We start from the raw sequence: 7083 nt of genomic DNA on the forward strand, positions 1-7083 counted from the left end.
CCAATGAAGAGTTGGGCTGGAAAACCGAGAAGCATTTAGATGAAGCTTTAAAAAGTGCCTGGGAATGGCAAAAGGAAGTAGTAAAAAGAGAAGAGGAAGAAAATTAGTTTCCTATTCTATTGATTATAAATAAAAAAGGTCTGAAAATATTTTCAGACCTTTTTTATTGGTTAGTTAGCTTTAAAAGCTTAGCGTGTACCGTTTACTATAAAAGCGTGAATTATGCCGGGAATCCAACCTAAAGCTGTTAATAGTAAACTTATTAGAAAAGTTACTCCAAGACCGTGTTTCATAAAAACGGCTAAAGGAGGTAATAAGATATTTAAAATGATCGTTAACATAATAATTTTTTTAATTGGTTATTTCTATCGAAATTACATAGAAATACAAGTCATCCAATTAGATTTAACGGGTTCTTGGTACGGGTTTAACAAAATATCATGCTTTGAATTTTCTGTACCTGGCCAGCATAAATACGTATATACTATAGCAAACCAAACCTGCAGCAACTAATCCCATTAGCCATGAACCATAAGGTGAATCCTGCAAAAATGAAAAAGCATCAGAGGTTCCCTTCATATTTGAAGTATTAGATTCTACGGCTGCCCTTATAAAAATATAAGCTAAAATCCCGAAAATAATTCCGCGAGCAATTAGCCCAAGGTAGCCGGTGTTTTTAACTGTTTTCCGTTTCTTTTCATCTGTAATAGAGTCGTAGCCAAAATCTTCAAGAAATTTCTTTGTTTTAGCTTTATTAAATTGGGCAATACTGGCTACAATAAGTCCTACGCCTATAATTGCAAAAACCACCACACCAAGGGTTCCGGTAATTCCACCACCAGAGCTGCCACCTGAAGATGATCCGGCGTTTATTAACGTCATAAATGCATAAACGGCCAGGCCCAGGTATAAAACAGCACTAATAAAATAAGCAACACGTTTTCCTTTCCCTTTTTTATCTTCTCCAATATTTTCAGGGTCCTGAATGGACTGAATAAATCGCCAGGCCGAGTAGCACAAAAGACCAAGACCTATTAAAACCAGTAAGGCATTTCCAAATGCTTGGTCTTCCAAAAATTTGATTACCTGTAAATTACTGGATTTTTGACCGCCCATATTAAATGCAGCGAGAAAAGTGAGTATCCCCATAATGCCATAAACAGTAGCTTTAGCAACATAACCCACCCGGGCCATTTTCTTTAATTTAGAGTCCATTTTCTTAAGAATTTGTTTGGTTAGTAAACTAAATTTAATTCTTTGAAAACGGTTAAACGAAGACTTGGGAAAATTTTAAAGGTTCAAAATTATGAATTTTGAAAAATTTAAATGTTTTAAATATAGGGTTTAAAAGATCTGTTTAGCGAAATATTTAAAGTAAAAATCTTTAAACCATTTCAAAAATAACCAGGGCGTACAGGTAAAATCTTACAAAACGCAGTAAACCAAACATAAGATAACTGGGAAATGGAAATTTTATAATTCCGGCTGCAATACTCGTCATCGCAAAAGGAATTGGGAGTAGGGCACCCACTATAATTAAAAATCCGCCCCATTTTCGGGTATTTTTAATATGTTGTGCCATTTTTACTTCAATAGCTTCGTGTACAGCCGGGATCTTAGTCATCCAGCGACCTATAAAGTAAGAAATTACACCTCCTAGGTAAGAAGCCAGTGCCAGTAAAGAAAGGTATAGAATTGGACTGGAAGATTTGCCAGACCATGCTATAAATAGTTCTGGCGGGATTAATCCCAGTAAAGATTCTGAAGCAAAGAAAACACTTATAATACCTAGCGGCGAATAAGTTTCGGTTACCGTTACCAGCATTTGCTCAATATCCAGCACCCAACGATCTATTGCCCAAAGCGCTGCTACAAATAAAACTATGGGTAAAATTGCTTTTTTTACACTTTTCCAAACAAAGCTGTAAAAACCGGTATAACTATAATACTGGTGCAATAAGCGTATGCGCGACTTCTTTTTAGATTTCGCATCTTTCTTCATCAAATTCTCCTTTAGCAATTTACTCACTAAGCGAGATTTAAATATTCCGATTTATATATCGGCTCCTTTAATTATCTCAGCTTAATGCCTTATGGGTTACCCCAGGATTTCTTATCGAGGTAGTTCAATAAGGTTTTTTATGCCGACTAATATTCAAATACCAGACCAGTTTACTCTTTCAAGCTAAGATCTAGTTTTCTTCAGCATATTCATTGAAAGCTTTTACGTATTCACGTAACTCCAATTCATTTACACGGTTAGAAGGATCTGCCATTAAAGAAAGTAGATAATCAAGACTTTCCTGCCCAGTTGCTTCTTCCTGTAAAGGTGCTTCTTCACCTTCCTCTACCGGATCATCTTCTGGGATCGCAATATTAAAAGAATCGTAAGCTTCTACGTGTTCAAAAGTTAACCTGATGGTTTTTGCCAATAAAGGCTGACCTTCTTCTACAACAAGGGTTCTTAATTCTTTCAGGTCGTTTACCAGGGTATTGGTAATTATTCCATTGCGCATTAAATCACGCTGAATCTTATTGAGTAATTTTTGGGCTTTGATATTATTCAAGAGAATATAGGTTAATCAGGTTATACTAATTTTTTTGCAAATGTACTGCTTTCGTAGTTTTATAAAACATTTTAACAAAGAAATTAAGAAGCTTTTATACACTTTTAAATGAGTTTTTGAGATTATTTATTCCTATAATCTTCATTTAACCCTTAATTATAAAGCCTCTAAAATTAACAATATCTTAGTCCTTAAGATTTCAGCGAAATCACATTGTTTAGTAGCTTTAGCCTAACTAAAAAATTAAAATACTATGAGTTTATTAAAAGGAAAAGTTGCATTTATTACCGGTGGAAGTAAAGGAATTGGATACGGCGTGGCCCAATCGCTTTTAGATTTGGGAATGAAGGTAGCCATAACAAGCCGTTCTAAAGAAGCTGCTGAAAAAGCCGCCAAAGAACTAAGCGCAACTGATGCCTTAGGTCTTGAAGCTGATGTTAGAAATTACGAAAGTCAGGAAAAAGCCGTAAAGGCGGCAATAGATAAATTTGGGCAACTTGATGTGATGGTTGCAAATGCGGGAATTGGACATTTTGGATCTATAGACGAATTATCTCCAGAGAAATGGCAGGAAACAATAGATACCAATTTAACAGGAGTTTTTTATAGCGTAAAGTCCAGTTTAACCGCATTAGAAAAATCTAAAGGATATCTTATTACTATCTCCAGTCTTGCCGGAACTAACTTTTTTGCCGGAGGAGCTGCTTATAACGCCAGTAAATTTGGCTTAACAGGATTTACCCAGGCGGTGATGTTAGATCTTAGACAAAAAGGAATTAATGTAAGTACCATCATGCCGGGTTCTGTGGCTACTCATTTTAACGATCACACTCCAAATGCAGAAGATGCCTGGAAAATTCAACCGGAAGATATTGGTGAATTAGTTGTAGATCTTTTAAAAATGAATAAGCGTACCTTACCAAGTAAGATAGAGGTAAGACCATCGCAACCACCCCAGAAATAATTTTTTAAGAAATTATAAATTGAGGCTGTTTGAAAGGTTATTCTATACGTCATTCTGAATTTATTTCAGAATCTAAGTTGTTTTTAATTAAGACATCATAGAAACTGAAAAGAAGTTTGGCTTAACAAAAATTGAACTTTCCAGACAGCCTCTTTTTTTATCATTTCTTTTATCGTAATATTGCAATAAACAATTGAAAAATGGGTCTTACAAAATCGGAAATATTTAGCCCCTTGCAAAACGAACTGGCGGGAATCGCCAAAGTTCTGGGACATCCAGCAAGAATTGCCATTCTACAGGAAATAATAAAATCAAAATCCTGCATTTGCGGCGATTTGGTTCAGGAAGTGGGGCTGGCGCAACCTACTATTTCACAGCATTTAAAGGAGCTGAAAAACATAGGACTTATAAAAGGAGATATAGAAGGAACACGGGTTTGTTACTGTATAAACCCCGAAAAATGGAACCATGTCAAAGAACTTTTTGCCACCTTTCTTGATTCTAATATTTCTCCTAACGATGAGTGTTGCTAAAGCAATAACTGAATATCCAAAATTTCAACTCAAATCTTATTTATAGAATAAAAAAAATCTTTTTGTTATGGCTCGAAAAAAGATGAATTTCCTCGATAAATATCTCACAGTATGGATTTTCCTGTCAATGTTTATAGGGGTAGCCATTGGCTATTATATGCCACAAAGTGCCGGGATTATAGACTCCTATAGCGTTGGATCAACAAATATCCCTATTGCCGTAGGTTTAATTTTAATGATGTATCCGCCTTTAGCCAAGGTGAATTATAAATATTTACCTAAGATTTTTAAAAATGTAAAAATTCTTAGTGTCTCCTTATTACTAAACTGGATTATAGGCCCCATTTTAATGTTTTTTCTCGCCATAATTTTTCTACAGGATCACCCCGAATATATGGTTGGCCTTATTCTAATTGGCCTTGCCCGTTGTATCGCTATGGTTTTAGTATGGAACGACCTCGCGGAAGGTAGTAGCGAATATGGAGCTGGTTTGGTTGCTTTAAACAGTATTTTTCAGGTGTTTTTCTATAGTTTTTATGCCTGGATCTTTATCACCGTTTTACCGCCATATTTTGGGTTTGAAGGCGCTATTGTAGACATTTCTATTGGTACAATTGCTAAAAGCGTTGCTATTTATCTCGGTATTCCATTCCTGGCGGGCTATTTAAGTCGGGTTATTTTAGTTAGAGCCAAAAGCGAAGCCTGGTATAAAGAAAAATTTCTTCCGGCAATCTCACCGCTAACGCTTATTGCGCTTTTGTTCACAATTTTAGTGATGTTTAGCCTAAAAGGTGAAACCATCGTGGAGATCCCGGTAGATATTGTTTTAATTGCTATTCCGCTGGTAGTTTATTTTATTCTGATGTTTTTTATAAGCTTTTTTGTCTCTAAATATTTCGGTGCAGGTTATAAGCAGAATGCCTCTATTTCATTTACCGCAACCGGGAATAATTTTGAACTTGCCATAGCCGTAGCAATTGCTGTCTTCGGAATTGATAGCGGCCAGGCTTTTGCAGGAGTCATTGGGCCTTTGGTTGAAGTTCCGGTTTTAATTGGTTTAGTAAGTGTAGCGTTTTGGTTGAAACAGAAATATTATCCTAAAGAAAAATTAGCATAATGGCTGAAGTTTACGACGTTATAATAATTGGAGGCGGCCAAAGCGGACTCGCCTGTGCTTATTATTTAAGACGAACAAAACTGAATTATTTAATACTTGATGAGCAGGAAAACTGTGGTGGTGCCTGGCAAAAAACCTGGGATTCTTTGCGGCTTTTTTCTCCGGCAGATCAGTCTTCGCTTCCCGGTTGGTTAATGCCTAAGAACGAGGATGGATTTCCGCCCAAGGATCACGTAATTAATTATTTGTGCAAGTACGAAGAACGTTATGATTTTCCGGTGAAGCGTCCGGTAAAAGTTGAAAATGTAGAAAAAGAATCAGGTGTTTTTAAGCTTAAAACTTCAGCAGGAGATTTTTCAGCAAAAACAGTAATTTCAGCAACCGGAACCTGGAAAGCGCCATTTATTCCGAAAGTAAAAGGAATAGATATTTTCCGCGGAAAACAAATTCATTCAGCTCAATATAAAAATACCGATAAGCTTGAGAATAAGAAGGTGCTTATTGTTGGGGAAGGAAATTCCGGAGCACAAATTTTAGCCGAAGTTTCTAAAGTAACGAATACCAGTTGGGCAACTTTAAAAGATCCCGAATATTTGCCAGACGATGTAGATGGCAGAGTACTTTTTAATGTGGCCACTGCAAAATATAAAGCCGAAAAAGAAGGAAAGAAATTTGATCCCGCAGCTTATAACCTTGGTAATATCCTTATGGTGCCCACAGTTAAGGAAGCCCGGGAAAGGGGCGTGCTTAAAACCAAAGGGAGTTTCACCGAGTTTACCGAGAATGGCGTAATTTGGGAAGATGGAACTAAAGAAGATTTTGACCTTATAATTTGGTGTACAGGTTTTCATTATGCTACAGATCATTTAAACAATATAGTGGATACCGATGCTAATGGAAAAATAATAACCGAAGGAACCAGAGCGAAAAACACTAACGGACTTTGGTTAGTGGGGTATGGTGGCTGGACAGGATATGCTTCTGCTACTCTAATAGGGGTGGGCCGAAGCGCACGCGCTACCATACAAGAAGTCTCCGAATATCTAAAAGACTAAGTTTCCCAATTTTTTAAGAGCTTTTATCCTCTAATATTGATGCATGTTAGGCTATGCCGTTAAACCCATACTAAAAATCTAAAATTGCTGGTTAGTTACTATACTCTGCGCTAATTTTGAGTGAAACCAAAAAAAAAATTAGATATGAGTATTAAAGGAAAAACTATAATTATAACTGGAGCTTCTAGTGGAATTGGAGAAGCTACCGCAAAAAAATTATCCCAGGAAGGCGCTAATGTAGTATTAAGTGCACGCCGTGAAGATAGATTGAATTCTTTAAAAGATGAGATCGTAAAAAATGGTGGATTGGCTTTAGTTGTTCCTGCTGATGTTACTAAGAAAGAAGATTTTAAAAAAGTTGTTTCCTCAACTTTAGAAGAATTTGGAAGCATTGATGGAATTATAAATAATGCTGGTTTAATGCCACTTTCTTACGTTAAGAATCTACATACCGATGAGTGGGATAAGATGATAGATGTAAATATAAAAGGAGTAACTAATGGTGTTTCTGCAGTGCTACCAACAATGATGGAGCAAAAAAGCGGAAATATAGTTAACATATCTTCTAGTGCAGCACACAAATATTATCCAGGTGGAGCTGTTTATTGTGCTACTAAAGCAGCGGTAAAAATGTTCACTGAAGGACTTAGAGCAGAATTAGCTCCTCATTACGGAATAAATGTAACTTCTATAGATCCAGGATTTGTATCTACAGAACTAACAGATACCATTACAGATGATGAGATCAAGAAAGATATGGAGCCAATGTTTAAAGAATTAACTCCATTGCAAGCAGAAGATATTGCTGAAGCAATCTATTATTCATTAAGTCAGCCGAAAAGAGCTA

The 7083-nt window shown here is 36.2% G+C and carries 9 protein-coding genes; 5 read left to right on the forward strand and 4 right to left on the reverse strand.

Going from position 1 to position 7083, the window contains the following annotated elements:
• Window positions 1–188 precede the first annotated feature (188 nt).
• The 4 genes from AACZ30_RS12055 to AACZ30_RS12070 all read right to left on the reverse strand — a co-directional run bounded on the left by AACZ30_RS12055 (window position 189) and on the right by AACZ30_RS12070 (window position 2567).
• A complete protein-coding gene (locus AACZ30_RS12055; RefSeq protein ID WP_075326811.1) occupies window positions 189–347 on the reverse strand; it encodes a YqaE/Pmp3 family membrane protein in 159 nt (52 codons plus the stop codon).
• A 91-nt stretch (window positions 348–438) separates the two neighbouring features.
• Window positions 439–1215 (reverse strand): DUF1206 domain-containing protein, encoded by a 777-nt coding sequence (locus tag AACZ30_RS12060; RefSeq protein ID WP_339649602.1) that lies wholly within the window; start codon window positions 1213–1215, stop codon window positions 439–441.
• A 169-nt stretch (window positions 1216–1384) separates the two neighbouring features.
• Window positions 1385–2002 (reverse strand): VTT domain-containing protein, encoded by a 618-nt coding sequence (locus AACZ30_RS12065; protein ID WP_075326813.1) that lies wholly within the window; start codon window positions 2000–2002, stop codon window positions 1385–1387.
• A 190-nt stretch (window positions 2003–2192) separates the two neighbouring features.
• Window positions 2193–2567 carry a hypothetical protein gene (locus tag AACZ30_RS12070; protein ID WP_075326814.1) on the reverse strand — a complete coding sequence of 125 codons (375 nt, stop codon included), beginning with the start codon at window positions 2565–2567 and terminating at the stop codon, window positions 2193–2195.
• A gap of 253 nt (window positions 2568–2820) precedes the next feature.
• Here AACZ30_RS12070 and AACZ30_RS12075 point away from each other — a divergent pair, with 253 nt between their 5' ends.
• The 5 genes from AACZ30_RS12075 to AACZ30_RS12095 all read left to right on the forward strand — a co-directional run.
• Complete coding sequence (locus AACZ30_RS12075) at window positions 2821–3531, forward strand: SDR family oxidoreductase (protein WP_339649604.1); 711 nt, start codon at window positions 2821–2823, stop codon at window positions 3529–3531.
• 200 nt (window positions 3532–3731) lie between these two features.
• Window positions 3732–4064, forward strand: a complete 333-nt coding sequence (locus tag AACZ30_RS12080; RefSeq protein WP_057483221.1) for a metalloregulator ArsR/SmtB family transcription factor — start codon at window positions 3732–3734, stop codon at window positions 4062–4064.
• Between the two features lie 67 nt (window positions 4065–4131).
• Window positions 4132–5181 carry an ACR3 family arsenite efflux transporter gene (gene arsB / locus AACZ30_RS12085; RefSeq protein WP_339649607.1) on the forward strand — a complete coding sequence of 350 codons (1050 nt, stop codon included), beginning with the start codon at window positions 4132–4134 and terminating at the stop codon, window positions 5179–5181.
• Window positions 5181–6236, forward strand: coding sequence for an ArsO family NAD(P)H-dependent flavin-containing monooxygenase (locus AACZ30_RS12090; protein WP_093302650.1), 1056 nt, complete (start codon window positions 5181–5183; stop codon window positions 6234–6236). The genes arsB and AACZ30_RS12090 overlap by 1 nt, the downstream gene beginning before the upstream one ends.
• Before the next feature lie 144 nt (window positions 6237–6380).
• A partial coding sequence (locus AACZ30_RS12095; protein ID WP_339649609.1) for an SDR family oxidoreductase occupies window positions 6381–7083 on the forward strand: 703 nt, incomplete at its 3' end.

Origin of the sequence: uncultured Salegentibacter sp. (genome assembly GCF_963972535.1) — a bacterium.
GTDB lineage: Bacteria > Bacteroidota > Bacteroidia > Flavobacteriales > Flavobacteriaceae > Salegentibacter.

What these genes read in the sequence shown, in the direction of transcription:
- AACZ30_RS12060 (WP_339649602.1), bottom strand. Translation starts at nt 1,215, where the DNA reads ATGGACTCTAAATTAAAGAAAATGGCCCGGGTGGGTTATGTTGCTAAA.
- AACZ30_RS12065 (WP_075326813.1), bottom strand. Translation starts at nt 2,002, where the DNA reads ATGAAGAAAGATGCGAAATCTAAAAAGAAGTCGCGCATACGCTTATTG.
- AACZ30_RS12075 (WP_339649604.1), top strand. Translation starts at nt 2,821, where the DNA reads ATGAGTTTATTAAAAGGAAAAGTTGCATTTATTACCGGTGGAAGTAAA.
- AACZ30_RS12080 (WP_057483221.1), top strand. Translation starts at nt 3,732, where the DNA reads ATGGGTCTTACAAAATCGGAAATATTTAGCCCCTTGCAAAACGAACTG.
- arsB (WP_339649607.1), top strand. Translation starts at nt 4,132, where the DNA reads ATGGCTCGAAAAAAGATGAATTTCCTCGATAAATATCTCACAGTATGG.
- AACZ30_RS12090 (WP_093302650.1), top strand. Translation starts at nt 5,181, where the DNA reads ATGGCTGAAGTTTACGACGTTATAATAATTGGAGGCGGCCAAAGCGGA.